Genomic DNA, 25,292 nt, shown 5'->3' with positions numbered 1-25,292 from the left:
GTCAGGCGCGTTCTACCGGGAGCCACAATTCGCAGCTCGCTGTGCTGAAGTCGGCGGCGCGATCCAGGACTGCCACAATCGAGGGGCCCGGGCGCAGCCGCCACGGGTTGGACGGGAACCAATCGGTGGCGGTGGCGGCCCACGTGGACTGAAGAACCGCCGGGTACTCACCTTCGGCGTGGAACACAGCCCAGGTGCCTGCCGGGACCTCGATCACGTCGAGCTCCTCGGGCAACGGTGTCGCTTCGGTGACGGCGACGCCATGGAGGTAGGTCAGCTCGCTGCCCTCCCGGTAGTCCGGGTCGACGTCGGCGCTCACCTGGAGCAGGCCCACGGGGTTGGTGTTGCTCAATTCCTTTAGCCGGGCGTGCTCTGCTGCTGGCAGTGAGGCGATGCGCGCCTGGATGTGCGGGTTTGGGCCGTGGTGAATAAGCGGTACACGGGCCGAACGGCCGATGAGTCGGAAGGCCGGCCGATCTGCGATGCGAGTGTCCATCGTTGTGTTCCCTTCTACGGTCAGGCGGAACCTGAGTTGTGGTTGCGTGCGAAGGGGTCCGCCGTCCCGGCGCACGTCGCCGGGACCGACGCCGTGCACTGATCGGAATGCCCGGCTGAAAGCCTCGGTCGAGCCGTAGCCATACCGCACCGCGATTGCCAGCAGCTCGCTCGTTCCGAGAACGTCCGTTGCAGCCACCGTCATTCGGCGCCTCCGGACGTACTCGGAGAGCGGCATACCGGCCAGCGCTGAGAACATTCGGCGGAGGTGGTACTCCGTCATGCCGAGACTGACCGCCAAGTCATCAATGTTGATCTCCTCAGTGAGGTGACCGTCGATGAAATCGACGAGTTGGTTGAGCGCTGCGATCACGGTTCCCCCTTCGACTACAAGCCTGCCCGTGTGGTTCACCCCGCACCCTACTATTGCGGTCCGATTCGATCGCCGCTCATCTTGCAGAGCGCCCGTAAGCCGGTCATCGACCGCGCAGCAAAGCACGGATCCTCCCCTCGGGCCTACGAACCTGCTTCGTCGCGGATAACGGTGATGGCGATCTTGCCGAGCACGGCTCCGGATTCGAGGCGGCGCATGGCATCCTGCACCTCGGCGAGCGGGTACGTCCGGTCGATGCTCGGGGTGACGGCGCCGGACTCGAGGCGGGGCGTGAGCCGCTCGAGGTCGCTGGCGCGTTCCTTGGAGGCGAGCATGGCCAAGCGCTGGCGGACGAACAGGGACACGAGGGGCGCCCGCAAGCTCCGGCCGAAGCCGCCCGTCACTTTTCCGCCCTGCTCGCCGCCGACAATGACGGCCGTCCCGGCGGGCGTAAGGGCGCGGCGCAGCCGGGACAGCTTCGGGTTCCCGCCGATGTCGAGGATCACGTCGTAGCGCTGCGATCCGTCGGCGAAGTCATCCGCCGCGTAATCCAGGACGTGGTCCGCTCCGAGGGAGCGCACCAGAGCGGCCTTCTCGGCGCTGCAGACGCCGGTAACCTCGGCACCCAGGGACTTGGCCAGCTGCACCGCGTAAGTGCCGACCCCGCCGGAGGCGCCCAGAATCAGGACCTTCTGCCCGCGCTCCACCCGCGCGGCGTCGAGGGCCTGGAGCGCGGTGCCCGCGGAGATCGGAACCGCCGCGGCCTGCGCAAACGTCAGCATCGAGGGCTTGTGCGCCAGTTTGTCCTCCCGCGCGGCGGCGTACTCGGCGAACGACCCCCGGGACATCCCGTACACCTTGTCCCCCACACTGAACCGTGACACCCCGGAGCCGACGGCGGCAACGGTGCCGGCCACGTCGATGCCCGGCACAGGATCCTTCGGCCGGCGGAACCCGAATCCGAGGATGCGCATGAGGTAGGGACGGCCCGTCATCATGTGCCACGTTCCGCGGTCCAGGCCCGCTGCGTGCACGCGGACCAGCACCTCATTCCCGGCAATGCGCGGCCGTGCGGTCCGGCCGGGCCGGAGGACGTCAACTGAACCGTACGCGTTCTGCACGACGGCATTCATGGTGCCGTCAGCGGCAGCTTGGTGATCCGCGGCCGTCGGACTGATGTGGTTTGTCATGTCAGGGCCTTTCGAGGAGAAGTTTTCGTACTTAGTACGGTTAATGTAACGTACTAAGTACGAATGGTCTATGGCCGAAAAAAGTGGAGTGTGAAATGCCCGTAGCAGCCCGCCCCGGCCGCACCCGGCTCAGCCGGGAACTGGTGCTGCGCGGCGCCGTCGCGGTTGCCGATGCCGGCGGCATCGGAGCGCTGACGATGCGCTCACTTGCCGACGCGCTTGAGGTCAAGCCCATGTCGCTTTACCACCACGTGGCGAACAAGGATGAAGTGCTCGACGGCATTGTCGACATCGTCTTCAGCGAAATCGATCTGCCGGTGATCGGCGGCGACTGGCACGCGGAGATGCGGCGGCGGGCAGCCTCCGCCCGCGCAGCAATGCGGCGCCATCCCTGGGCGATCGGCCTCGTGGAGACGCGGACCAGCCCCGGCCCGGCCACGCTCAAACACCACGACGCCGTCCTCGGCACCCTGCGCGCGGCGGGCTTCTCGGTGGAGATGACGGCGCACGCCTACGCCGTGATCGATGCCTACGTCTACGGCTTCGCCCTCTCCGAGGCCACCCTGCCCATCAACGGCGCAGAGCCCTTGGCCGAGGTTGCCGGGCGCATGATGAGCCACTATGCATCCGGTGACTACCCCCATCTCGCGGAGTTCACGGTGGAACACGTGATGAAGCCCGACTACGACTATGGTGCGGAGTTCGAGTTTGGGCTGGACCTGGTCCTTGACGGCCTCGCCAGGGCTCAGCAACCCACCGCCGGGGGCAGCAGCAGTTGACCTCCGGCGGAACGGCGGGCAACAGCGGGCAACAGTGGGGCTACCCGACCACCAGGTCCTGGTGTCCGTCGATGAACTCCCGGACGATGTCGAGATGGCCCGCATGGACGGACGTCTCAGCGAGCACGCGAAACAGGACCTCCCGCCCGTCGGACATCGGCGGTGCATCGAACACACTGGCTGGCGGCCACCACCGGGGAGGGGCCGCCAGATCGACCCCCGCGAGGATTTCATCGCTGCGGGCGATCTCGCGCCGGTAGATGTTGATGGCCTCGGCGCCCGTCATCGGCGTGGAAGCCCAACCATTGTGAAGTCCGGAGATTGCCCTGTCATCACCGCCCAGAACAGCAGAAATCCAAAACATCTCGTCGTCGAAGGCCAGGTGATTGAGCAGCTGAGTCGGCGTCCAGCCGGAAGGGACCAGGGCGCGGCCCATCACATCGTCCGGAAGGCCGTCCACCGCCCTCAGGACGTGCGCCCGCGCGCTTGCCAGGTGCGCGAGCAATGACGCATCGACCCCGGCTGCTGCCGTGCGTGGATCCGTCACCGGCCCGCCGTCCGCTCGCCCGTCACGGCGGTGCTGTCCTTAACCCGGTCAAGGGTGGCGCCCCACCCTGCCTGGCATTCCGCCAGCGCCGGCTCCTCAAGCCCGCCGGCCGCAGGGTGCTCGGGAAAGTCGACTGTGAGGACCAGCTCGGTGGCCGTTCCGAGGTGGTTGAGCTGCACAGTCACTACCGGGGCGCCCGGCCCGTTCTCGCCGTCGAGTTCGGGCCACCCGCCGGCTGCTCCCCAGCGGAAGACGAGCCGTTCGTCGGGAACGATCTCCCGGTAGATCCCCCCGGTGGTGTAGCTGAGGCCGTCACTGACAATCATCTGCTGCCGCCAGGCACCCCCGACCCGGAGGTCGACCTCTATGGGCGTGGTGGGGGCGGGCATGCCGGGGTTATGGAACCAGGCGAGGTGCCCGGGCTCTGTCCACGCCTTGAACACGGCAGGCCGCGGTGCAGCCACAATTCGGGTCAGTGTGAAGCTCCGGTCCTGCAGCGGGTGCTCGGTCATCGTCTCTCCTCAGGCTCTGGTGGCGCCGAGCCTACAGGAATGGGTCCGCCGCCGGCGGTACCGGACGGGACCGCATTGCCGGTGCATCCTCCATCGCTTCCGCCGGCGCTTCCCGGGCCCAGTCCGCCAGCATGGAGACCAAGCCCTCGACGGCGTGGTCATCAGCCGTGCGCAGGCCCTCCAGCAGGCGGTCGACTTCAATCCCCCTCGCGCGGGTGCCCACCGTGGGAGAGGCCCCTTCGTAGGCGCTCCACTGCGCGTCCGGTATCAGGCGTGCGATGGTGTTCCCGAAGAAAATCGCCGCCGCGGCACTCAGCGTGCTGTCGCCCCCGATCCGGGCGGCGGAGGTGCGCAGGAACCGGATGAGGCGTTCAGGGTCGGACGCCAGGTCTCCGGCCCGGACCCCGCGGCCCTCGCAGAAGGCCACAAACGGGGCATAACCCCGCACATGCCTGACGGCCGCCGTCGGGTCCGCCGGTTCCCTGTACCGGGCACTGCCGCGCGGCATCGGCGCCGGCAAGCCGCCGGGCTCCCCCTCGAATAAATCCTCCGTCGGCCCCATAGGGCGATCCTAGTCCGAGGGACCGGCGGGGCGTGGCCCTGGTCTTTCAGTACGGAATTTGATCAGCTTGTGGGTCCCGTCGCAGTACGGCTTGATAGCGGAGGCGCCGCACCGGCAGAGGGCGACGGTTTCCCGCTGCCTCGGCACCGGTTCCCCGGACGGCGTGACGACGTCGAAGTCGCCGCGGACCAGGACCGGGCCGTCGGGGCAGATGACCACGCTGACGCGGCCGGATTCCGGGGAAATGTCGTTCATGAAGAACTCCTCTCGGCAAGCTGCGGCAGCAGGGAGGATCGGCCGCTGTCCCAGGCGTCCATAAGGTGGGCGGCGAACCGCGCGTCGATGCAGGACACCGCGGCCGCCCCGAACAAAACATCGTCCAGCAGAGCCGGTTCGGCCTCCACCAGCCCGCCGGCAAGGTCCCTCCCGGCGATCTGTTCGTGGACGGCGTCGGCCTCGACATGCTCGTCGAAATACGCGGTGACGGCGGCGCCGAAACCCAGCCGTCGGAACCCGTTGCCGTAGAGCTGGTTGGGCCGTGAGGACGTCATTTCGTACATCGCCAGATGCCCCGCGATTGCTCCCCTGAGCCGCCGGTTCAACCCGAAGAGGGACATCATGTTGACGGAAGCCAGGGATATGGCCGGAACGACGTCGATATACGCGCCGTAGCTGCCGTCGAGGCCGGTTCCCGTCATGGTCCGGGCGAACATCGCGCTGTGCATCCGGTCCGGGCGGCCGCCACCGTACTCATCCGCCTGGATTTCCACCAGGGCGGCCTTGGCCCGGCCGGACAGTCGCGGAATCGCCCAGGTGTGCGGGTCCGCTTCCTTGAGCTGGTACACCGACTTGTGGATCAGGAACTCGCGCAACTGCTCTTCCGTGGCTTTCCTGGCCACATGACGGGACACGCTGGGCCCGCCGTCCCGGCCTGCCAGCTCGAAAAGGAGGGCCGCAGTGCCGTCACTGCCGGGACGCTCCTGGTCAGGGCGCCGGACGGACGCCGTCACCGGACCTGCCTCCGCGCGCAGCCACTGCTCGAACGGCTCTTCCAGCCGGTGGCGGATCCCGATCAGGCCCGGGTGCCATTCCCAGCGGTCATCGACGCCGTCCAGCCCGCCGTAGTGCAGCTCATAGAGGCAGAACAGGGCGAGCTGGACGTCGTCGTCAATCAAATTCTCGACGCCGGACATCCGCTCCGCGACGAGCGCGTCCAGACCGGACACGGCCAGGGCCCCGGCGCCGGTTCCGGCGCCGGGCGGCCCTCCTGCCACTAGGGCAATCAGGCCTGCACTGATGGGTCCCCGCGCTAGCGGAATCTTCATTTGTCTCCTAGATGGGCCGGCTGCAGCCGGTAAGGGGGATCGTGTGGCGCAGCGCAGAACCGCGGCCAGCGAGCCGGGTCCCGGAAATTGCCGCACCGAAGGGAGGTGACCGGCAACCGCGGGTACTACATCCCGGTCACCGGATCAGCGGGCGTTGCAAGGCTCAGACGAGCCCGGGATAGCTGGAAAGAATGTAGTCCGTGGCCGCGGGGCCCTTGATGCGGAGCTTCGAACGCCCCGGCCGGATTCTTTTCTCTGCCATGGCCGCCCAAAAGCTGCGTTCGGGCTGGGGAGCTGTCTGGGAAAGGAAGCACCAGCTCGTGTAGACGCCGTAAAGGCAATCACGCCCCAGGACGGACCCGGTATCGGCGTAGGCGGTGGCTTCGTTGAGGAACTGGTCATATTGGGTATCTGCCATGATCGGCTCGTTCCGCTAAGTGCGCATGTTACCGCCGAGGGCTACAGCAGCTGAAACCTGGACGCCGCGCACGGGGCGCCAGGCGGAACATCACTAGAGGTCAATCTCTACAATGTAGACGTTACGCGTAGACTGATATCAATAGCAAGCCTGCCTAGCAGGTCCCGCAAGGCGTAGCGCCCTCAAGAGACTCGTCCGGGCCCCATCGGAACGGAAGCCCCATGCCCCCCTCTGCAAAACCGGAACCACGCAGCACTCCTGCACCCAAAGAGCGGCTCAGCCGGGAGCTGGTGCTGACCACGGCCCTGGCTCTCGTCGATGCTGAGGGCCTCGATGCCCTCACCATGCGCCGGCTCGGCCAGCAGCTCGGCCGGGACCCCATGAGCCTCTACCGCTATGCCGACAACCGCGCGGCGCTCTTGGACGGCGTCTCGGAACTTGTCCTCGACGAACTGTCCATCTGCCCGGGTGAAGGCGACTGGCAGAGCGAACTCCGGCGCATTGCACATGACCTGCGGGACCTCGCCCTCCGGCACCCCAACGTTGTGCCGCTGCTGGTGACCCGCCCGCTCTCCACCCCGCTGGGCCTGCGGCCCCTTGGCACGCTGCGGCCGCTGGAACAAATCCTTACCCTGCTGATCAACGCCGGCTTCAGCCCCGTCGACGCCCTCCACGTCTACCGCGCCTACTACGGCTACCTGTACGGCCACATCCTCAACGAACTGCAGGAGTACATCGTGGACCCGGAGGAAAACGAAGTCCTGCTCCGGCTGGGCCTGCACCGCCTGCCGGCGAAGGAGTTCCCCCGGCTCCGGGCGCTCGCCCCGGCCTTGGCCGTTTATGACGGCATGGCCGAGCTCGACGAGGGCATCACCATCCTGCTCACCGGGCTGGCCGGGCGGCTCTCCCCCGACGCCACGCCCGCGCCCTGACCGCCCCGGGGCCGGCGCCTACCCGCCAGCCCCGTCGCGGCCGCCTGCCTCACCCGCCGACGTAGGCCGCGAGGTGCTCCCCGGTGAGGGTGGACCGGGCGGCCACCAGGTCCGCCGGGGTGCCCTCGAAGACCACCCGGCCGCCGTCGTGACCGGCACCCGGACCCAGGTCGATGAGCCAGTCGGCGTGCGCCATGACGGCCTGGTGGTGCTCGATCACGATGACCGACTTGCCGGAGTCCACCAGCCGGTCCAGGAGGCCCAGCAGGTTCTGCACGTCGGCCAGGTGCAGGCCGGTGGTGGGCTCGTCGAGGACGTAGACGTCACCCTTCTCCGCCATCTGGGTGGCCAGTTTGACGCGCTGGCGTTCGCCGCCGGACAGTGTGGTGAGCGGCTGGCCGAGGGTGAGGTAGCCCAGTCCGACGTCCACCAGCCGGTCGAGGACCTTGTGCGCCGCCGGTGTTTTCGCCTCGCCGGAACCGAAGAACTCCTCGGCCTCGGTCATGGACATGGCCAGGACGTCCGCGATGTTGCGGCCGCCCAGCGTGTACTCGAGGACTGACGCCTGGAACCTCCGGCCCTCACAGTCCTCGCAGGTGGACTCGACCGTGGCCATGACGCCCAGTTCGGTGAAGATGACGCCCGCGCCGTTGCAGGTGGGGCAGGCGCCCTCGGAGTTGGAGCTGAAGAGTGCCGGCTTTACGCCGTTGGCCTTAGCGAACGCCTTCCGGATCGGCTCCAGCAGGCCGGTGTAGGTGGCCGGGTTGCTGCGCCGGGAGCCCTTGATGGCGCCCTGGTCGATCACCACCACACCGTCGCGGCCCGCCACCGAGCCGTGGATCAGTGAGCTCTTTCCGGACCCGGCGACCCCCGTGACCACACACAGGACGCCGAGCGGAACGTCGACGTCGACGTTCTTGAGGTTGTGTGTCGAGGCGCCCCGCACCTCCATCGCACCGCTCGGCGTCCGCACAGCGTCCTTGACCTTGGCGCGGTCGTCGAGGTGGCGGCCGGTGATGGTGTCACTGCCACGCAGCCCCTCCACGCTGCCCTCGAAGCAGACCTCGCCGCCCGCGGTGCCGGCACCGGGGCCCAGGTCAACCACGTGGTCGGCGATGGCGATGGTCTCCGGCTTATGTTCGACGACGAGCACGGTGTTGCCCTTGTCCCGCAGCTGCAGCAGCAGCTGGTTCATCCGCTCGATGTCATGCGGGTGGAGGCCGATGGTCGGCTCGTCAAAGACGTACGTGATGTCGGTCAGGGAAGAGCCCAGGTGCCGGATCATCTTGGTGCGCTGCGCCTCGCCCCCGGACAGCGTGCCTGCCGGCCGTGCCAGCGAGAGGTAGCCCAGCCCGATTTCGGCGAAGGAATCGAGCAGGTGCTGCAGGCCCTTGAGCAGCGGCGCGACCGACGGTTCGTCCAGCCCCCGGACCCACGCCGCCAGGTCGCTGATCTGCATGTCGCACAGGTCCGCGATGTTCTTGCCCTGGATCTTCGCGCTCCTGGCCTCCGGGCTAAGTCGCGTGCCGTCGCATTCGGGGCAGGGCTGGAACGTGATGGCCCGCTCCACGAACGCCCGGATGTGGGGCTGCATCGCGTCGACGTCCTTGGAGAGCATCGACTTCTGGATTTTCGGGATTAAGCCCTCGTAGGTGAGGTTGATGCCCTCGACCTTGATCTTGGTGGGCTCTTTGTAGAGCAGGTCGTGCATTTCCTTCTTGGTGAACTTCGCGATCGGCTTGTCCATGTCGAAGCCGGCGCCGCTGAAGATGCGCCCGTACCAGCCGTCCATGCTGTAGCCCGGCACGGTCAGCGCACCCTGGGCGAGTGACTTGGTCTCGTCGTAGAGCGCCGTCAGGTCGAAGTCGGACACCGAGCCCATGCCCTCGCAGCGCGGGCACATGCCGCCCAGGTACACGGCGTTTTGCACCACGCTCTTCTCCACCCTGCCCCCGGCTTTCTCGGTGCTCATCACCCCGCTGGCCTTGCGCGTCGGGACATTGAAGGAGAACGCCGTCGGGGGCCCGACGTGCGGGGTCCCCAGCCGGCTGAAGAGGATCCGGAGCATCGCATTGGCGTCCGTGGCGGTGCCGACGGTGGAGCGCGGGTTGGCGCCCATCCGCTCCTGGTCGACGATGATTGCCGTCGTGAGTCCCTCGAGATGGTCGACGTCGGGGCGCGCCAGGGTGGGCATGAACCCCTGCACGAACGCGCTGTAGGTCTCGTTGATCATCCGCTGCGATTCGGCGGCGATGGTGGCGAACACCAGCGAGCTCTTGCCGGAACCGGACACACCCGTGAACACCGTCAGGCGGCGTTTGGGGATCTCAATGCTGATGTCTTTAAGGTTGTTCTCCCGGGCGCCCTGCACCCGGAGGAGATCGTGGCTGTCAGCAACATGCACCGCAGGCGGCTGGCTGTCGGTCGTCGAGGCCATACGTGTCCACTCTCCATCTGTCGGGCGGGACCGGCGGCCCGCACTGGCCCGGTACCGCCCACTTTAGTTGGTGCTCTTCGTGACGTCCGTCAGCCAGGTCAGGGCGTCGTTCCGGGAGGTGAAAAAGGCGTGCGGGTAGTGGGTGTGCCGGCTCATGGCGGCGGCGACCACCCGGTCCACGGCGCTGGATCCGAGGACGGCGATGGCGAGCACACCGGTGGTCCGGGCGAACTCGTACCGGGCGGCGGCGGTGATCTCGACGTCGGTCATTTCTGAAAGCATCGGCAGCGGGATGCCGCCGCTGATCTGCTCGACGGCGCGCATGGCGTCCTTGGCGTCGTCGACGTCGACATGGGATCCGGGGCGCCAGACGGATTCAATGATCCCCGAGCGCACGCTCAAGGAGTTCTTCCCCTCAGCGGCGACAGCTCGGTCAGGCATCATTGCGTCATTGTAGGCCTGAGCTGGGACGATGACCCGCAGCCGGACACCAAAAAGGCCCTGCCGGTCTAAAACCGGCAGGGCCTTCCGCACCTGGACTACAGCGTGGACGTGTCGATCACGAAGCGGTACCGCACGTCGGAAGCGAGCACACGCTCGTATGCCTCGTTGATCTTCTCGGCCGGAATGACCTCGATCTCAGCGCCGAGGTGGTGCTCCGCGCAGAAGTCGAGCATCTCCTGCGTTTCCCGGATGCCGCCGATCATGGAGCCGGCGAAGGACCGGCGTCCGCCGATCAGGGCGAACGCGTTCACCGGCAGCGGTTCCGCCGGGGCGCCCACGTTCACCAGGGCGCCGTCGAGGGTCAGCAGCTGCAGGTAGGAGCTGATGTCGATCGAGGCGCTGACCGTGTTGATGATCAGGTCAAAGGAGCCCGCGAGGTCCGCGAAGGTGGTCTCGTCGCTGGTGGCGTAGTAGTGGTCCGCGCCCAGGCGCAGGCCGTCTTCCTGCTTCTTCAGCGACTGCGAGAGCACCGTGACCTCGGCGCCCATGGCGTGCGCGAGCTTGACGGCCATGTGGCCCAGTCCGCCAAGCCCGACGACGGCAACCTTCTTGCCGGGTCCGGCGCCCCAGTGGCGCAGCGGTGAGAAGGTGGTGATGCCGGCGCAGAGCAGCGGCGCGGCGACGTCGAGCTCGATGCCCTCCGGGATCCGCACTACGAAGTCCTCGGTCACCACCACGTGGGTGGAGTAGCCGCCCTGGGTGATGGTCCCGTCGCGGTCCACCGCGCCGTACGTGCCAACGTTTCCGGCGAGGCAGTACTGCTCCTCGCCCTTCTGGCAGTTGACGCATTCCCGGCACGAGTTGACCATGCAGCCTACGCCGACGCGGTCGCCGACGGCGTGCTTGGTGACGGCCGAACCGACCTCCGTGACGATGCCGGCGATCTCGTGGCCCGGCGCGAGCGGGTACTGCTGCGGACCCCAGTCGCCGCGGACAGTGTGGATGTCGGAGTGGCAGATACCGGCGAACTTGATGTCGATCAGGACATCGTGCGGGCCAACGTCCCGGCGCTCGATGGTGGTCGGCGCGAGGGGCTCCTCCGCGGAAGGTGCGGCGTAAGCGTTAACGGTAAGCATGGGTCTCCTGCTTGTTGTTGGTTCTGGGGGTCACCCCCGGCGTCCCGCACGGGTTGGGTGCGGCCTGCTGGCCCGGACGTCGTCGGGGGGCATCTTCTATCAAACACCATCCGGCTGCCGGGGTGGGAGTCCCTGCTGATAGGGGTACTGGCAGGGCACCCCTTAGTGCCGCAGCTGCGGGCTACCCGATCAGTGCCAGCACCGCGCCGGCCGTTACGACGCCGCCGGCCTCCGCACGGACGCCGGTCACCGTCCCGTCACGGTGGGCAGAAACCTGGGTCTCCATCTTCATCGCCTCAAGCACGACGACGGGATCCCCCGCCGAGACCGTGGCGCCCGGTTCGACGAGCCATTTGACCACGGTGCCGGCCATGCCCGCGCGCAGCTCCCCCGGATCCGCGGCCGCAGCGCGGCCGCCGTCGGGGGAACCGTCCGCGGTTCCGTCCACGGTTCCGTCCACGGACATGCCGGCGGGCAAGGCTCCACCGGACAGAGTCCGAGTAGACAGTGCCCAACCGTCGAGGAGGTCCGCGGGCAGCCCGACGGCCATCCGGCGGCCGTCCACCTCGACCGTGATGGTGCGGCGTTCGCCGTCGGGCGCTGTGGTGCTGTAGCCCGGGTCGGCCGAAATGGAAACACTGTCCGCGAAGTCGGTTTCGATCCAGCGGGTGTGGATGCCAAGGCCGGTTTCGGACGTGAAATCCGGGGATTCAAGCACGGCGCGGTGGAACGGCAGCACGGTGGAGACGCCGGTGATGCTGATTTCCGCGAGGGCACGGCGGGCGCGGCGCAGCGCCTGCTGCCGGTCCGCTCCGGTGACGATCAGTTTGGCCAGCAAGGAGTCGAACTGCGGCGGGACGAAGGAGCCGGAGCGGACCCCGGTGTCCAGCCGGATGCCGGGGCCGGTGGGGCCGGCGAACTCCGCCACGGTGCCGGGCGAGGGCAGGAAGCCTCGCCCCACGTCCTCGGCGTTGAGCCGGAATTCAAAGGAGTGCCCGCGCGGCGCCGGGTCCTCGGTGATGCGCAGCTGCTCGCCCGCGGCGATGCGGAACTGCTCCTGCACCAGGTCGATCCCGGTGGTTTCCTCCGTGATGGGGTGCTCCACCTGCAGGCGGGTATTGACCTCGAGGAACGCCACGGTGCCGTCCGCGGCGACCAGGAATTCCACGGTGCCGGCGCCGGAGTAGCCGGCAGCGCGGCAGACGGCCTTGGCGGCCGCGTAGATCTGGCGGGTCTGGTCCGCGGTGAGGAACGGCGCGGGCGCCTCTTCCACCAGCTTCTGGTGCCGGCGCTGGAGCGAACAGTCGCGGGTTCCGACCACCACAACGTTGCCGTGCGTGTCCGCGAGGACCTGCGCCTCGACATGCCGGGGCCGGTCAAGGTAGCGCTCCACGAAGCATTCGCCGCGGCCGAATGCCACCACGGCCTCGCGGACGGCGGAGTCAAAGGCCTCCTCCACCTCGTCCAGCGCGCGGACCACCTTCATGCCGCGGCCGCCGCCGCCGAAGGCCGCCTTGATGGCGATCGGGAGGCCGTGCTGTTCGGCGAATTCCCGGGCCTCGGCGGCGGTTTCCACCGGGCCGTCGCTGCCGGCGACCAGCGGGGCGCCGGCCTCGACGGCGGTCTCGCGGGCGGTGATCTTGTTGCCGAGCAGCCGGATGGCGTCCGGCGAGGGACCGATCCAGGTGAGTCCGGCATCGAGGACGGCCTGCGCGAAGCCGGCGTTTTCGGAGAGGAACCCGTAACCGGGGTGCACGGCGTCGGCACCGGATGCGGCCGCCGCGGCGAGCAGTTTGGGGACGTTGAGGTAGGTGTCGGCTGGCGAGTTGCCGCCCAGGGCGTAGGCCTCGTCCGCGGCGGAAACGTGCAGGGCGTCGGCGTCGATGTCCGCGTAGACGGCGACGGAGGCCAGCTGCGCGTCGTCGCAGGCCCGGGCGATCCGGACGGCGATTTCTCCGCGGTTGGCGATCAGGACCTTGCGCATCAGTTACTCGCTTCTTGTTCGGGGGTGGTGTGTTCAGGGGCCGCGGTGGCGGCGGTTATCTCGTCCGGGACCCAGCGGAAACGGATTTTGCCGCCGATGGGGACCTGGGCGGCGCGGTCCAGCTGGGAGTCGACCACCACGGCGATCACCGGGTAGCCGCCGGTGATCGGGTGGTCGGCCAGGAACAGCACGGGCAGTCCTTCCGGCGGGACCTGCACGGCACCCGCGACGGTGCCCTCCGAGGCGAGTTCACCCTGCCGGGTGCGCTGCAGCGGGGTTCCCTGCAGGCGCATGCCCACCCGGTTGGACTGCGGTTTTACGTCCCAGTCCTGGCTGCAGAAAGACGTCAGCGCGTCAGCGTCGAACCAGTCAGCGCGGGGGCCGGGAACGACGTCGAGCACGGTGACCCCGGCGCCCGGGAAGTCCGGCTGCAGTTCGGGGTGCCCCACGACGCCTGATTCGGCATCCCCGCCGGCGGCGAGGTGCTGGCCGGCGGCCAGCGGTGCGGGGCCTATCCCGGACATGGTGTCCGTGGAGCGGCTGCCGAGCACGGGCGGGGTGTCCACGCCGCCGCGGACGGCGAGGTAGCTGCGGAAACCGCTGTGCGGTGCGCCGATGGCCAGGGTTTCGCCGTCGAGCAGGGCAAAGGGGGTTGCCATGGGCACGGTCCGCCACGCCGGACCGGAATCATCCCCGGACGGGTCGGCACAGAAGCGCGTTTCGATGGTCAGCTCCGCGGGTGCCCCGGTGACGGCGAGGACCTGGTCCCCGACGGCCTGGACGGTGAGGCCTCCGGCGACGGTCTCCACGGCGACTGTCTCAATACCGGCTGCGCCGGGTGCGTTCCCCACCAGGCGGTTGGCCCGGCGCAGGGAGGCCCGGTCCAGGGCGCCGGCGGCGGAGACGCCCAGGCCCGAGTGGCCGAAGCGGCCAAGGTCCTGGATCAGGCTCTGCAGGCCCGGTGAGACGATCTTCAGGCCGGAGGTGACCTCCGGGGCGGTGGTGTGGGCCGGCTGTTTCGCTGCCAGGGTCACGGTAGCGCGCACGGCGCGGAACTGCACCTGCTGGCCGGGTGCGGCCAGGGCGGGCTGTTCCCGGTCCAAGTCCCACATCTTGGCGCCGGTGCGGCCGATCAGCTGCCAGCCGCCGGGCGAGCGGCGCGGGTAGACGGCGGAGTAGTTGCCGGCCAGCGCCACCGAGCCGGCGGGCACGGCGGTGCGCGGCGAGCTCCGGCGCGGCACTTCGAGGGCCTGGTTTTCCCCCACCATGTAGCCAAAGCCCGGCGCGAAGCCGGCAAAGGCCACGGTCCAGACCTGCCCCGTGTGGGCGGCAATCACGCCCTCGGTTCCGAGTCCGGTCAGCTCCCCCACCTCGGCGAGGTCCTCGCCGTCGTACACGGTGTCGATGACCACCAGCCCGCCGTCCCGGTCCACGGGGGCGGTGAGGTCGAGCTGGAGCAGCAGGGCGGCGATCCGCCGGGCCGAGACCGGGGAATCCGCGGTGACCAGCACCGTCTGGGCCGCGGCGAGGACGTCCAGCTGGCCCGGCAGCGGCTGCTCCAGGAGCAGCGCCTGGAGGGCCAGTACGTCGCCGGTTCCGGCGAGCTCGGCGAGCACCGCGCGGGTTCCCACCGCCCGCACGGAGCGCACTTTGGAACCTGCCGCCTGCTGTTCTGCCAGGGTTTCCCCCACTGTCTCAATCATCAGTTGCCTTCATGGTTGCCGGTGCCTCGGGTGGGATCCGCGCCGCTCAGGCGCGGGCGAATGCGGCCGTGCTGATGCCGGCGGCGGTCAGGGCCTCGCGGACGGCGCCGGCCATGGTGACGGCGCCCGGGGAGTCGCCGTGCACGCAGATGCTTTCGGCGCGGATCTTGAGGATGGAGCCGTCAATGGTGCGGACGGCCGAGTCGGTGGCCATCCGGAGGACGTGCTCCGTCACCTCCGCGTGGTCGTGCAGTACTGCGCCGGGCAGCGTGCGGGACACCAGCGTGCCGTCCGGGTTGTAGGCCCGGTCCGCGAACGCCTCGGTGACGGCGCGCAGGCCGGCGGCCTCGGCCAGCCGGAGCACCTCGGAGCCCGGCAGGCCCAGGATGGGCAGGTTCGGATCTACGGACTTAACGGCGTCGACGACGGCTTTCGCCTGGGCGGTGTGCGCCACAATCGCGTTGTAGAGGCCGCCGTGCGGCTTGACGTAGGTGACCTTGCCGCCTTCCGCAGCCGCCAACGCCTGCAGCGCGCCGATCTGGTAGACGACGTCGTCCGCGAGTTCGATCGGATCGATGTCCAGGAAGCGGCGGCCGAAGCCGGCGAGGTCGCGGTAGCCGACATGGGCGCCGATCACGACGCCGGCAGCCACCGCCTCGCGGCAGGTCTTCCGGATCACGCTGGGGTCGCCGGCATGGAAGCCGCAGGCCACATTTGCGCTCGAAACCGAGCGGAACATCGCCGTGTCGTCCCCCAGGCTCCAGCGCCCGTAGGACTCGCCGACGTCGCTGTTCAGGTCAATGGTTGCCACTTTGTGATCCTCGTCTCATTGGTGTTCCTTATCTAGGATGCACCAAATTCCCGGATTGTTCAACAATCCTTGGATCCGACGATGGGGCAGGGGTGTACATTCTCAGGTATGAGCAGCGCCCACCCGGAATTTCGTGGCACTACCGACGGAACGCCTCCCGGCGGGACTGGGGCGGGCGGCCTGGCCGGCGGAGCCTTGGGGTCTGCGGCCCGGCTGCGGGTGGCCACCCCCTCGGTGGCGGACCGCGTCGCGGCGGAACTGCGGCTGCAACTGGCCGAAGGGCTGCTGCTGCCGGGTGCACGACTGACCGAATCCACCATCTCCGAGGAGCTCGGCGTTTCCCGCAACACGGTCCGCGAGGCCTTCGCGGAACTCGCGTCCGAGCGGCTGGTGGTGCGGCATCCCAACCGCGGGGTGTTCGTCGCCAGCCTGGGCCCGGGCGATATCCATGACGTCTACACGGTGCGCCGGTTCCTGGAAGTGAGCGCCATCCGCGGCGGCGGGAGCCCCGCCCGGATCGCCGCTGTCCGTGCGGCCGTGGAGGAGGGCAGGGCCGCGGCGGCAGCGGACGACGAGGAAGCACTCGGCACCGCCAACCAGCATTTCCACCGGGCCATCGTGGCCCTGGCGGAGAGCCGGCGCCTCGACACGATCATGGCGCAGGTCCTGGCCGAGATGCGGCTGTTTTTCCACAAGGCCACCGTGGATGCGCACTTCTACCGCGGCTACCTCGCCGACAACGAAGAGATCTCCCGCGCCCTGGAGGCCGGGCAGCTGGACCGCGCGGGCGACCTGCTCCTGGCCTACCTGGACCGGTCGGAAGCAAAGCAGCGCGCCGTCCACGGCGAGTGAACCTCCCGGCGAGTGAATCTCCTCCGGGAGTGCCAGTGCCGGTCATTGTTCAACAATTCCTTGCGTGGATTGTTGAACAACCTGTACAGTGGCAGAAGACAACCGTTGTGACCCACGTCACCCAACTGTTTGGATTCCCATGGAAAACACCACTGTCAAGGCCGCCATCAAGCCGGCCGCCCGGCGCTCGGCCCTCCTGGGCGCCATGTTCCTTATGGCCACCAGCGCCATCGGCCCGGGGTTCATCACCCAGACCACAGCCTTCACAGTCCAGCTCGGTGCCGCCTTCGCCTTCGCGATCCTGGTCTCCATCCTGGTCGACATCGCCGTGCAGGCGAACGTCTGGCGGATCATCGGCGTCTCCGGACTGCGGGCGCAGGAACTCGGCAACAAGGTCCTCCCGGGCGTGGGGTGGTTCCTCGCCGCACTGGTTTTCCTGGGCGGCCTGGTCTTCAACGTGGGCAACATCGCCGGAACCGGCCTCGGCGTCAACGCGATGATGGGCGTGGATCCCAAAATCGGCGGTGCCCTCTCCGCCGTCCTGGCCATCCTGATCTTCCTCAGCAAGCGGGCGGGCGTGGCCCTTGACCGGATCGTAGTGATCCTCGGTGCCCTCATGATCCTGATGACCCTGTACGTGGCCATCGTGTCCGCCCCGCCGGTGGGCGAGGCGCTCAAGAACACCGTGATGCCGGAGGAGATCGACTTCCTGGTCATCACCACCCTGATCGGCGGAACGATCGGCGGCTACATCACCTACGCAGGCGCCCACCGCATGCTGGACACCGGCGTCACCGGCGTCAAGCACGTCAAGCAGATCACCCAGAGCTCCATCGTGGGCATCCTGGTCACCTGCGTCATGCGCGTCCTGCTGTTCCTGGCCATCTTCGGCGTCGTCGCCGGCGGCGTGGCCCTGACCGGCGACAACCTTGCCGCCTCCGCCTTCCAGGCCGCCGCCGGAGACATCGGCATGCGCGTCTTCGGTGTCATCCTGTGGGCCGCCTCCATCACCTCCGTGATCGGCGCCGCCTACACCTCGGTCTCCTTCGTGACGAAGCCCAGCACCAAAGAGCGCACCCGCAACCTGATCACGGTCGGCTTCATCGCCTTCTGCAGCGTGGCCTACCTGCTGATCGGCCAGGCCCCGCAGCAGCTGCTCATCTTCGCGGGCGCTTTCAACGGCCTTATCCTCCCCGTCGGCTTCGGTGTGCTCCTGTGGGTGGCCTCGCGCCGCCGGGACCTGCTGCACGGCTACGTCTACCCCAAGGGGCTGCTCGTCATCGGCATCGTGGCCTGGTTGCTGACCCTGTTCCTCGGCTACAGCTCGCTGGCCAGCCTGGCCAAACTGTGGGCCTAGAACCAATGGATGCCCCGATGCTGAACACGCAGTCCGCCATCCAGTCCCCCGCAGACCCGGCAGCGCTGCTCCCGGCCGAGGCGCGGGCCCTGTTCCGCGCCGGCCTGGTGACGCCCACCTCCGGCTGGAGCAACGGCTACGCGCAGGCCAACCTGATCATCGTGCCCAAAGCGCAGGCCTTCGACGTCCTGCTGTTCGCGCAGCGCAACCCCAAGCCCTGCCCGGTCCTGGGCGTGCTGGACGCCGGGGAAACGTCAGGGACGCTGCTGGCCGGCGGGGACATCCGCACGGATGTGCCCAAGTACGTGGTGTACCAGGACGGCCGGAAGGTCGATGAGCCTACGGACATCACGGAGCACTGGCGCGATGACCTCGTGACGTTCATCGTGGGCTGCAGCTTCACCTTCGAGTCCGCCCTCCAGGCCAACGGGATCCGGGTGGCGCACATCGACCAGGGCGTGAACGTGCCCATGTACCGCACGTCGGTCCGCTGCGAGCCCGCCGGTGAAATGGCGGGCCCCATGGTGGTCTCCATGCGCCCCATTCCGGCGTCCCAGGTGGCCGACGCCGTCCGCATCACGTCCCGCTATCCGGCCGTGCACGGCGCCCCGGTCCATGTGGGCAACCCGGCGGAACTGGGCATCGCGGATCTGTCCCGCCCGGACTTCGGCGACCCGGTCCGGATCCCGGACGGGCATGTGCCGGTCTTCTGGGCGTGCGGCGTGACGCCCCAGGCTGCCGTCATGGAGTCCCGCCCGGCGCTGGCCATCGGCCACGCCCCGGGGCACATGCTCATCACGGACGCACGCGACTCGTCGTACCAGGTCCCTTAGCCGCGGCGCGTCACTCCTGCGGGAGGGCGCCGATGTGCACCAGGAGCTCGTACTCGGCGGCATCCAGGTACCGGCGCAACTCCGCCGCGGCGTCGTCCCTGCGCCCGGCCCGCAACTGGGCCACGAGGGCGGCGTTGCGTTCCACGTAGTGGCTGTGGAAGTCCGAGGTGGTTGCCATGGCGTGGAAGACCAGCCGCATCTGCGCGAGGACCTTGTCCATGAGTTGGACCATCGATGCGCTCCCGGACAGTGCCACCAGCGCTTTGTGCAGGTCCTGGTTGGCGTCGGCCATGTCCGTGACGGCCCCGGCCGCCAGGGCGGCGCGGGCCCGGTCGATGATGCCGTCCAGCACCTCCAGGTCCTCGGTCCGGTAGTCGCCCCACAGCACGGCCGCCGGCTCGATCAGCCGGCGGACCCGGTAGATCTCTCGGACGTCCTCGGCCTGGGGCGCGGACACGAACACGCCGCGGTTGGGAATCCGCTGCACCACGGATTCCCCGGCCAGGACCGTGAAGGCCTCCCGCAGCGTGTTGCGGGAAACACCCAGGACCTCGGAGAGTTTCTGCTCGGAGAGCTTGGTTCCCGGGGCGAGCTGGCCGGCTGAAATACGGGCACGCAACACAGCGGCCACCCACGATCCGGTGTGGGCGTGGGTGGCCTGGACCTCGTCGGAGATCCCTTCAAGCGCGGCGTTCATCGGCATGGATTCCAATCTACAGAAGAAGCGCGCGCTCCCTGCCCACGTTCACCGCCGGCGGCCAGCCCTCCCGCGGTGCGCGCTTCCCTACCCTGCCTGCGGCTCGCTGCTCTCCCGGACAACCAGCCGCGCGGGGTAGATCACCGGCTCCCGGGCTGCCCCGGGGTTTTCGATGTCCTCCAGAAGGAGTCGGGCAGCCCGTTCGGCCATTTCCACGGTTGGCTGGTTGATGGTGGTCAGCGGCAGCTCGCCGGGAACCGTCAAATGGTCATCAAAGCCGACGACGGCGACGTCCCCGGGCACCGACCGGCCTGCGGCCTTCAAGGCAGTGATGGCTCCGCGGGCCATGAGGTCGGAAGCGGCGAACATGCCGTCGAGCCCGCTGTCCTCGGCCAGGAGCCGTTCGGCTGCCTCGGTGCCCCCGGCGGGGGTGAAGTCCCCGTGGGCAACCAGCCCTGCCGGCAGGCCCGCTTCCTTGAGGCCCGCCCGCCAGCCGTCGAGCCGGTCCTCTGCCGCCGTCATGTCGAGCGGGCCGGTGATGGTTCCCAACCGCGTCCGTCCGGCCGCTGCCAGGTGCAGCGCGGCCAACCGGCCGCCCTCGAAACTGTCCACATCGACGTAGTGGATGCCGAGCCCGGTATCCCAGGGCCGTCCGATGAAAACGGTGGGCAGGCCCGAGGCGGCGAGCTCTTCGGTCCAGCCGTCGGCCTTGTGGTGCGACACCACAATAGCGCCGTCCACATGCCCTCCGCGCAGGTAGCGGACCGTCCGGGAGGGATCGCCGCCGGCGCGGGACATGAGCAGGACCAGCTGCATGTCAGTCTCGCGCAATGCCTCCGTCACCCCGGTGATGACGGCGGCGAAGAACGGGTCCATCATGACCCGGGCGTCGGGTTCGTTGATCACCAAAGCTATGGACGAGGTCCGCCGGGTGACGAGGCTCCGCGCGGCCCGGTTCGGGGTGTAGCCGAGGGACAGCACCGCCGCGTCAACCGCCGCCTGGGCCTCCGGGCTGACCCGGGACCCGCCGTTGATGGCCCGCGAGGCGGTGGAGCGGGACACTCCAGCCGCCGTAGCGAGGTCTTCAAGGGTGGGGGTGGGTCTGGCCGGCGCGGCCCGGAGACCCCGGTGGATCTGTTCGTTCATCACTTTGAGAATACGACATCACCGCCTCATGCCACGTGCGCAGCCGCCTGGCTGGACGGCAGGGCGTTCGATGCCGCCACCTTCGCGTACCAGAGGCCGCTCGCCTTGGGGATGCGTTCCAGCGTTTCGTAGTCCACCCGGACCAGTCCGAAGCGCTGGTGGTAGCCGTAGGCCCACTCGAAATTGTCCAGCAGCGACCAGGCGAGGTAGCCGCGGACGTCCGCTCCGGCGTCGATCGCGTCCCGCACCGCGCGCAGGTGCACGTCGAAGAAGGCGAGCCGGTCCTGGTCGTTGACGAACCCGTCGGCGTCGGGCACGTCGGGGTAGGCGGCGCCGTTCTCCGTCATGTAGAGCGGGATGCCGGCCGGGCCCGTGTACTCCCGCTGGAGCCTTGTCAGCAGGCGGAACAGGCCCTCGGGCTGGACCTCCCAGCCCATGCCGGTCACCGGGAGCCCGCGCGGCACCGAGTGCACGCCTTCGGCGGAGACAAACGGGGTGGGCGCCGGCCGCTCGACCGAGTCGGGCGCCGCCTGCGCCGTGGTGGTCACGGTCTCCGGCTGGCCCGCCGTTTCCGCCCGGGCCGCCGTCTTGGTCAGGGCCTCGCCCTGGTAGTAGTTGACGCCGAGCAGGTCCAGGGGCGTCGAGATGATGGCCAGGTCACCGTCGTGGACCACGGTCTCGAAGCCGAGGCCCGCGATGTCCGCCAGCACGTCCGCGGGGTACTCGCCGCGGAAGAGCGGGTCGAGGAAGATGCGGTTGTGCATCCCGTCGATCCGCCGGGCCGCGTCCTGGTCGTCCGCCGAGTTGGGGTCGGCCGGATCGGCAACGGTGAGGTTCAGGGTGATGCCGAGGCTTGCCTGCGGGTCCAGCCGGCGCAGTTCCGCGGCAGCCAGTCCATGGCCCAGGAGGAGGTGGTGGGCGGCCGCGAGGGCGGCCGCCGGTTCCTGCCGGCCGGGGGCGTGGACGCCCGCGGCGTAGCCGAGGAACGCCGAGCACCAGGGTTCATTGAGGGTGGTCCAGATGCGGACCCGGTCGCCCAGGGCCTCGTGCATGACGGCCGCATAGGCCGCGAACAGGGTGGCCGTCTCGCGGTTGGCCCAGCCCCCCTCATCCTCCAGCGCCTGCGGGAGGTCCCAGTGGTACAGCGTCAGCCAGGGGGTGATGCCCGCGGCAAGGAGCTCGTCCACCAGGCGGGAGTAGAAGGCGATCCCCTCGGGGTTGGGCGTCCTGCCGTCGGGCATGCAGCGAGCCCACGACGTCGAGAAGCGGTACGCCTTGAGGTTCAGCGACTTCATCAGCTCGACGTCCTGGCCCGAGCGGTGGTAGTGGTCGCAGGCCACGTCGCCGTTGTGGGCATCGGCGACGGCGCCCGGGACCCGGGCGAAGGTATCCCAGATCGAGTCCTTCCGCCCGCCGGTGTGCGCTGCTCCCTCGATCTGGTAGGCAGCGGTGGCCGCGCCCCACAGAAAACCTTCGGGGAATGTAATCGGGGTGGTGCTCATCCTTTGACTGCTCCTTGCATAATTCCTGAAACGAGTTGGCGCCCTGCCGCAATGAAGAGCAGCAGCAGCGGGATGGTGGCCAGTACGGCACCGGCCAGCACCACCGAGTAGTCCACAAAGTGTGCGGCCTGCAGCAGCTGAAGCGCTACTGGCAGGGTCGGATTTGAAGGGTCCAGCACAATGAAGGGCCAGAAAAAGTTGGTCCAGGTGGCGACAAACGTGAAGAGCGCCAGCATGGCCGCGGCCGGCCGCGCCGCGGGGAATCCCACGTACCAGAAGGCCTGGATCATGGAGGCACCGTCCATCCGGACAGCCTCGATGAGTTCATCCGGGAGGGCGTCGCGGAGGTACTGCGTCATCCAGAACACGCCGAAGGCCGTGACAATCCCGGGGATGATGACGGCCCAGAGGGTGCCGGTCCAGCCCAGCTTGGCCATCACGATGAACAGCGGCACCACGCCGAGCTGCGTGGGAACCGCCATGGTGGCGATCACGAAGACCAGCAGCCCCTTGCTCCCGCGGAAGCGGAGTTTGGCGAACGCGAAGCCGGCGAGGGTGGAGAAGATCACCACGGAGGCGGATGTGACGGTGGAGACCAGGATGCTGTTGCCCATGGCCTTCCAGAAAGGAATGCTGTCAAAGACCTTTGCGGCGTTGGCCAGGAAGTTCCCGCCCGGAAGGAGCGGGATGCCCCGGCTCAGCGCGGTGCTGTCGTGGCTGCCCACCAGGAAGGACCAGTACAGCGGGAACAGGGAGGCCAGCAGGACAGCGCCCAGGGCGCCGTAGGTCAGGGGCCCGGGACGCCGGATGTCCCCGGCGCCGCCGCGGTTGCGGGGCCTCCCCGCCCGCGGGTTGGGGCGCTTGGCGGCTGCCTTTGCGGCCCCTTTCCCGGCGGTCTGTCGGATCATGGGGATGGAGCTCATTTGCGGCCTCCCTGGTTGGCGATGCGCCGGGTGAGAAGGAAATTCACGAGGGCGATCAGCACAATCATCAGGAACAGCAGCCACGCCACCGCGGAGGCCCTGCCAAAGTTGCGCTGGCCCCAGCCAAGCTCCCAGATGTACATGGTCAGTGTCTGCCACTGCCGGTCGGCACCGCCGAGGCCAGACTGGTCAAACACCCGCGGCTCATCGAAGATCTGCAGCCCGCCGATGGTGGACGTGATGGCCACGAAAATCACGGTGGGCCGGAGCATCGGAACCGTCACCGACAGGAACTGGCGGACGCGGCCGGCGCCGTCGATGGTGGCCGCCTCGAAGACGTCGCGCGGGATGGCCTGCATGGCCGCCAGGAAGATCAGTGCGTTGTAGCCGATCCAGCGGAAGTTCACCATCGTCGCGATGGCAAAGTGGCTGGCAAGCTGGTCGGAATGCCAGCGGACCGGGTCGAGGCCCAGAAGGCCAAGGAATTCATTGACGAGGCCGAACTGGTCGGCAAACAGGTTGTTGAAGATCAGTCCAACCGCCACCGGAGCCACAACGAAGGGCACCAGCACCCCCATCCGCCAGAACGTCTTGGCCCGCAGGTTGGCGTCCAGCACCGCTGCGATCAGCAGCGCCAGCACCACCTGCGGCACGGAGGAGAGCAGGAAGATGCTCAGCGTGTTGCCCACCGCGTTCCAGAAGTACGGCTGCCCGAGGACAAAACCGAAGTTCTCGAATCCGATGAACTTGCCCTGGCCGCCGATCAGGTTCCAGTTGTGCAGTGACACCCAGCCTGTGTAGAGCAGCGGAAACAGTCCCGTGAGTGCAAACAGCAGGAAGAACGGCGAGATGTAGAGGTAGGGCGACAGCTTGACGTCCCACTTCGACACCTGCTGCGAAAACGCGAGCCGCCGGACGTCCCTGTTGCCGGGTTTTTCCTCGTCAAGTGATTGGCCTTGGGGCCTGACCCGGTCCGTTACTGACATGGCTTAGAGCGACTTCACAGCCGTGAGGAACTTCGCCCAGGAGGACTCGGCGTCGTCCGACTTGTCCACGTCAACACGGGTAAGAGCCTGCTGCATGGCGTCGTTGATGGCGAAGAATTTCGGTCCCTTGAACGGGGAGTCGCCGACGGCCTTGGCACGCTCTGCGAAGATCTTGCCGGTGGGGGCGTCATTGAAGAACGCGTTGGATTGGCCCAGCAGTTCCTCACTGGTCAGCGCCTCAACCTGGCTCGGGAACGTGCCCTTGGCGGTGAACGCCTTGATCTGCTGCTCCGGGGCGGTCAGCCAGGCTGCGAGCTTCTTGGCCTCAGCCTGGTTCTTGCCCTGCGAGGGGACGGTCAGGTAGGAACCGCCCCAGTTGCCGCCGCCACCGGGGAAGACGTTGGCGACGTCCCAGCCCTCGACGCCGGCGGCGTTGCCTTCAATGACACCGAGCATCCAGCCGGGGCAGAGGGTCGTGGCGAACTTCTGGGACTGGAAACCGGCTACCCAGTCGTTGCTCCACTGGCCCAGGTGCGCCGAGAGGTTGTCTTGCGTCGAAGCGTTCAGGACCTTGGTGTAGACCTCCTTGACCTCCGGGTTGTCGGCGGCGATGACCGTGCCGTCCTCGTTCTCGTAGGCCTTCGACATCTGGTTGCTCATGCCCTGGTAGATGGCCCCGGCGGAATCAAACCATGCCGGGCCAGTTCCTGCGGCAACGAACTTCTTGCCGGCGTCGAAGTAGCTGTCCCAGGTGGTGCCCAGCATTTTGGCGACAGATTCGCGGTCCGACGGCATCCCGGCGGCCTCAAGGAGTGCCCCGTTGTAGCAGACAGCCTCGGGTCCGGAGTCCGTGCCGTATCCGATGAGGTGCCCGTCCTGGGTGGTGGCTGCCTCGGTCTTCCAGTCCAGCCAGCGGCCTTCCACGGCAGGGTCCTTCAGATCCACGAACTGGTCCGGGTACTCCTTGAGTTCGGACAGCCAGTCGACCTCGATGGCCTCGATGTCCGAGAGGCCCGATCCCGCTGCCAGGCGCGTGGTCAGGTTGTCGCGCGCTTCGTTCGTGGTGGCGGCCTTCTTGTGCTGGATCGTCACGTTGGGGTTGAGAGTCTCGTATTCCTTGAGCAGGTCCTCGTAGCCGAACTCGTTGAACGTCGCGAGGCTGAGGGTGACCGGCTCCTTGCCTGTTTCGCCGGTGGGCGCGGCGTTCTTGGGGGCATCCGCGCCGCAGCCACTCAGGGCGAGGGTGAGGCAGGCGGCCGACGCCGACAGGGCGGCAAGTTTGCGGGGGAATTTCACGCGGGGACTCCTTTGTCAGGGTGTGGGGACCGGAAGAACAAGGGGCCGGCCG

General features: G+C 68.3%; 25 protein-coding genes. 5 read left to right on the top strand and 20 right to left on the bottom strand.

Going from position 1 to position 25,292, the window contains the following annotated elements; genetic code table 11:
• Position 1: 1 nt before the first annotated feature.
• Positions 2-868 (bottom strand): AraC family transcriptional regulator, encoded by an 867-nt coding sequence (locus tag ACTWQD_RS01410; protein WP_443194418.1) that lies wholly within the window; start codon positions 866-868, stop codon positions 2-4.
• A 143-nt stretch (positions 869-1,011) separates the two neighbouring features.
• Positions 1,012-2,058 carry an NAD(P)-dependent alcohol dehydrogenase gene (locus ACTWQD_RS01405; protein WP_443194417.1) on the bottom strand — a complete coding sequence of 349 codons (1,047 nt, stop codon included), beginning with the start codon at positions 2,056-2,058 and terminating at the stop codon, positions 1,012-1,014.
• 95 nt (positions 2,059-2,153) lie between these two features.
• On the opposite strand from ACTWQD_RS01405, the gene ACTWQD_RS01400 reads away from it, so the two are divergent.
• The gene (locus ACTWQD_RS01400; RefSeq protein WP_443194416.1) at positions 2,154-2,837 is read left to right on the top strand and encodes a TetR/AcrR family transcriptional regulator; all 684 of its coding nucleotides are present in this window, start codon (positions 2,154-2,156) and stop codon (positions 2,835-2,837) included.
• A 40-nt stretch (positions 2,838-2,877) separates the two neighbouring features.
• Here the strand turns inward: ACTWQD_RS01400 and ACTWQD_RS01395 are convergent, their stop codons facing one another.
• The 6 genes from ACTWQD_RS01395 to ACTWQD_RS01370 all read right to left on the bottom strand — a co-directional run bounded on the left by ACTWQD_RS01395 (position 2,878) and on the right by ACTWQD_RS01370 (position 6,201).
• Entirely contained in the window at positions 2,878-3,384 is a 507-nt protein-coding gene (locus ACTWQD_RS01395; RefSeq protein ID WP_443194415.1) for a mycothiol transferase, read from the bottom strand.
• The gene (locus tag ACTWQD_RS01390) at positions 3,381-3,896 is read right to left on the bottom strand and encodes an SRPBCC family protein (RefSeq protein WP_443194414.1); all 516 of its coding nucleotides are present in this window, start codon (positions 3,894-3,896) and stop codon (positions 3,381-3,383) included. Before ACTWQD_RS01390 ends, ACTWQD_RS01395 begins: the two co-directional genes overlap by 4 nt.
• A 31-nt stretch (positions 3,897-3,927) precedes the next feature.
• Complete coding sequence (locus tag ACTWQD_RS01385) at positions 3,928-4,458, bottom strand: hypothetical protein (protein ID WP_443194413.1); 531 nt, start codon at positions 4,456-4,458, stop codon at positions 3,928-3,930.
• Positions 4,459-4,467: 9 nt separating this feature from the next.
• Complete coding sequence (locus ACTWQD_RS01380; RefSeq protein ID WP_443194412.1) at positions 4,468-4,713, bottom strand: CDGSH iron-sulfur domain-containing protein; 246 nt, start codon at positions 4,711-4,713, stop codon at positions 4,468-4,470.
• Positions 4,710-5,783, bottom strand: coding sequence for an iron-containing redox enzyme family protein (locus ACTWQD_RS01375; protein ID WP_443194411.1), 1,074 nt, complete (start codon positions 5,781-5,783; stop codon positions 4,710-4,712). Before ACTWQD_RS01375 ends, ACTWQD_RS01380 begins: the two co-directional genes overlap by 4 nt.
• A gap of 163 nt (positions 5,784-5,946) precedes the next feature.
• Positions 5,947-6,201, bottom strand: a complete 255-nt coding sequence (locus tag ACTWQD_RS01370) for a hypothetical protein (RefSeq protein WP_443194410.1) — start codon at positions 6,199-6,201, stop codon at positions 5,947-5,949.
• Positions 6,202-6,422: 221 nt separating this feature from the next.
• Between ACTWQD_RS01370 and ACTWQD_RS01365 the strand changes: the two genes are divergently transcribed.
• Entirely contained in the window at positions 6,423-7,133 is a 711-nt protein-coding gene (locus ACTWQD_RS01365; protein ID WP_443194409.1) for a TetR/AcrR family transcriptional regulator C-terminal domain-containing protein, read from the top strand.
• Between the two features lie 49 nt (positions 7,134-7,182).
• Here the strand turns inward: ACTWQD_RS01365 and ACTWQD_RS01360 are convergent, their stop codons facing one another.
• The 6 genes from ACTWQD_RS01360 to ACTWQD_RS01335 all read right to left on the bottom strand — a co-directional run bounded on the left by ACTWQD_RS01360 (position 7,183) and on the right by ACTWQD_RS01335 (position 15,648).
• Positions 7,183-9,570, bottom strand: a complete 2,388-nt coding sequence (locus ACTWQD_RS01360) for an ATP-binding cassette domain-containing protein (protein ID WP_443194408.1) — start codon at positions 9,568-9,570, stop codon at positions 7,183-7,185.
• A gap of 63 nt (positions 9,571-9,633) precedes the next feature.
• Entirely contained in the window at positions 9,634-10,014 is a 381-nt protein-coding gene (locus tag ACTWQD_RS01355; protein WP_443194407.1) for a DUF7793 family protein, read from the bottom strand.
• Positions 10,015-10,109: 95 nt separating this feature from the next.
• Positions 10,110-11,150, bottom strand: coding sequence for an NAD(P)-dependent alcohol dehydrogenase (locus ACTWQD_RS01350; protein WP_443194406.1), 1,041 nt, complete (start codon positions 11,148-11,150; stop codon positions 10,110-10,112).
• A gap of 181 nt (positions 11,151-11,331) precedes the next feature.
• Positions 11,332-13,134, bottom strand: a complete 1,803-nt coding sequence (locus ACTWQD_RS01345; protein ID WP_443194405.1) for an ATP-binding protein — start codon at positions 13,132-13,134, stop codon at positions 11,332-11,334.
• Positions 13,134-14,837, bottom strand: a complete 1,704-nt coding sequence (locus tag ACTWQD_RS01340; RefSeq protein ID WP_443194404.1) for a 5-oxoprolinase/urea amidolyase family protein — start codon at positions 14,835-14,837, stop codon at positions 13,134-13,136. The genes ACTWQD_RS01345 and ACTWQD_RS01340 overlap by 1 nt, the downstream gene beginning before the upstream one ends.
• Positions 14,838-14,883: 46 nt before the next feature.
• Positions 14,884-15,648: a LamB/YcsF family protein gene (locus ACTWQD_RS01335; RefSeq protein WP_443194403.1), complete on the bottom strand. Its 765-nt coding sequence runs from the start codon at positions 15,646-15,648 to the stop codon at positions 14,884-14,886.
• Positions 15,649-15,756: 108 nt separating this feature from the next.
• Here ACTWQD_RS01335 and ACTWQD_RS01330 point away from each other — a divergent pair, with 108 nt between their 5' ends.
• The 3 genes from ACTWQD_RS01330 to ACTWQD_RS01320 all read left to right on the top strand — a co-directional run bounded on the left by ACTWQD_RS01330 (position 15,757) and on the right by ACTWQD_RS01320 (position 18,690).
• The gene (locus ACTWQD_RS01330) at positions 15,757-16,500 is read left to right on the top strand and encodes a GntR family transcriptional regulator (RefSeq protein ID WP_443194402.1); all 744 of its coding nucleotides are present in this window, start codon (positions 15,757-15,759) and stop codon (positions 16,498-16,500) included.
• Between the two features lie 139 nt (positions 16,501-16,639).
• Positions 16,640-17,857 carry an NRAMP family divalent metal transporter gene (locus ACTWQD_RS01325; RefSeq protein WP_443194401.1) on the top strand — a complete coding sequence of 406 codons (1,218 nt, stop codon included), beginning with the start codon at positions 16,640-16,642 and terminating at the stop codon, positions 17,855-17,857.
• A 17-nt stretch (positions 17,858-17,874) separates the two neighbouring features.
• A complete protein-coding gene (locus ACTWQD_RS01320; protein WP_443194400.1) occupies positions 17,875-18,690 on the top strand; it encodes a putative hydro-lyase in 816 nt (271 codons plus the stop codon).
• A 10-nt stretch (positions 18,691-18,700) separates the two neighbouring features.
• On the opposite strand, the gene ACTWQD_RS01315 is transcribed toward ACTWQD_RS01320, so the two are convergent.
• The 6 genes from ACTWQD_RS01315 to ACTWQD_RS01290 form a co-directional block, all read right to left on the bottom strand.
• Positions 18,701-19,393, bottom strand: a complete 693-nt coding sequence (locus ACTWQD_RS01315; RefSeq protein WP_443194399.1) for a GntR family transcriptional regulator — start codon at positions 19,391-19,393, stop codon at positions 18,701-18,703.
• Positions 19,394-19,474: 81 nt separating this feature from the next.
• Positions 19,475-20,533 (bottom strand): LacI family DNA-binding transcriptional regulator, encoded by a 1,059-nt coding sequence (locus ACTWQD_RS01310; RefSeq protein WP_443194398.1) that lies wholly within the window; start codon positions 20,531-20,533, stop codon positions 19,475-19,477.
• 26 nt (positions 20,534-20,559) lie between these two features.
• Positions 20,560-22,035, bottom strand: a complete 1,476-nt coding sequence (locus tag ACTWQD_RS01305; protein WP_443194397.1) for a glycoside hydrolase family 1 protein — start codon at positions 22,033-22,035, stop codon at positions 20,560-20,562.
• On the bottom strand, positions 22,032-22,958 hold the full coding sequence (locus ACTWQD_RS01300) for a carbohydrate ABC transporter permease (protein WP_436063897.1): 927 nt from the start codon (positions 22,956-22,958) through the stop codon (positions 22,032-22,034). The genes ACTWQD_RS01305 and ACTWQD_RS01300 overlap by 4 nt, the downstream gene beginning before the upstream one ends.
• Positions 22,955-23,944, bottom strand: a complete 990-nt coding sequence (locus tag ACTWQD_RS01295; RefSeq protein ID WP_443194396.1) for a carbohydrate ABC transporter permease — start codon at positions 23,942-23,944, stop codon at positions 22,955-22,957. Before ACTWQD_RS01295 ends, ACTWQD_RS01300 begins: the two co-directional genes overlap by 4 nt.
• Before the next feature lie 3 nt (positions 23,945-23,947).
• Positions 23,948-25,240, bottom strand: coding sequence for an ABC transporter substrate-binding protein (locus tag ACTWQD_RS01290; protein WP_443194395.1), 1,293 nt, complete (start codon positions 25,238-25,240; stop codon positions 23,948-23,950).
• Positions 25,241-25,292 lie beyond the last annotated feature (52 nt).

This window comes from Pseudarthrobacter sp. 1C304 (assembly GCF_052245515.1).
In the GTDB taxonomy this organism is placed as follows: Bacteria; Actinomycetota; Actinomycetes; order Actinomycetales; family Micrococcaceae; genus Arthrobacter.
This window is presented reverse-complemented; position numbering and strand designations above follow the sequence as displayed.